Raw genomic sequence first — 1,074 nt, forward strand, 5'->3', positions numbered from 1 at the left:
AGTTTTAGGTAGAAGGTGTTCACTGATCTTCTTCGCCCACTCGTAAGCTTCTTGATGCAATTCAGACTCTACCGGGTTCGTGGTACACAGTACGTTACGGTTAACGTCTCCTGCTGTCGCGATTGAATCAATACCGATGCTGTTTAGCGTTTGGTGCATCAACTTGATATTTGGTTTTAGTACGCCATGGAACTGAAACGTTTGACGTGTCGTCAGGCGAATACTTCCATATAACGAGTGTTCTGTAGCAAACTTGTCGATCGCCAGCCATTGTGTTGGCGTAATAATACCGCCAGGCATACGAGCACGAAGCATCACGTTATGAAGAGGCTCAAGCTTTTGCTTGGTACGCTCGTTACGGATATCGCGATCGTCTTGCTGATACATACCGTGGAAACGAATAAGTTGGAAGTTATCCGCTGTAAAGCCGCCAGTGATTCGGTCTTGCAAATCTTCGGCGATGGTTCCACGTAATAGATTGCTTTGTTTTTTTAGGCGTTCGTTATCAGATAGTGGCCCTAGCTCTTCGCCTAATACAATCTGCTTATTATTTTCAGTAGAAAAAGTCATTAGTACACATCCCTCTGATAACGTTTCGCTTTACGTAAATCATTAATAAATTGTTCTGCATCGTCACGCGGCATCTTGCCTTCTTGTTCCGCAACAATGACCAATGCGTCATGGACATCTTTCGCCATACGAGTCGCATCACCACATACATAGATGTAAGCGCCATCTTGAATCCACTGCCATACTTGCGCGGCATTTTCTAAAATGCGGTGCTGTACATAAACTTTTTCTACTTGGTCACGACTGAAAGCAACATCTAAGCGGCTTAACACTCCCGACTTAAGGTATTTTTGCCATTCCACTTGGTACAAGAAATCTTGTGTGAACGTGCGATCACCAAAGAACAACCAGTTTTTACCTTCAACATCGCGGTTTTCACGCTCTTGAATAAAGCTGCGGAATGGCGCAATACCAGTGCCCGGCCCAACCATAATGATCGGTGTATTATCATCCTCTGGCAGTTTGAAGTTATTGTTGTGCTCGACAAATACTTTTACGTCACCG

Annotated in this window: 2 pseudogenes; both read right to left on the reverse strand. The window is 44.4% G+C overall.

Annotation, left to right across the window (positions count from 1 at the left end):
* Positions 1-570: pseudogene (locus R7P69_RS25155) on the reverse strand (sulfite reductase subunit beta); the annotation flags it as partial.
* Positions 570-1,074 (reverse strand): annotated as a pseudogene (gene cysJ, locus R7P69_RS25160) (NADPH-dependent assimilatory sulfite reductase flavoprotein subunit); the annotation flags it as partial. The pseudogenes cysJ and R7P69_RS25155, both read right to left, overlap by 1 nt.

This window comes from Vibrio sp. 661, from assembly GCF_033339315.1.
GTDB classification, from domain to species: domain Bacteria; phylum Pseudomonadota; class Gammaproteobacteria; order Enterobacterales; family Vibrionaceae; genus Vibrio; species Vibrio alginolyticus.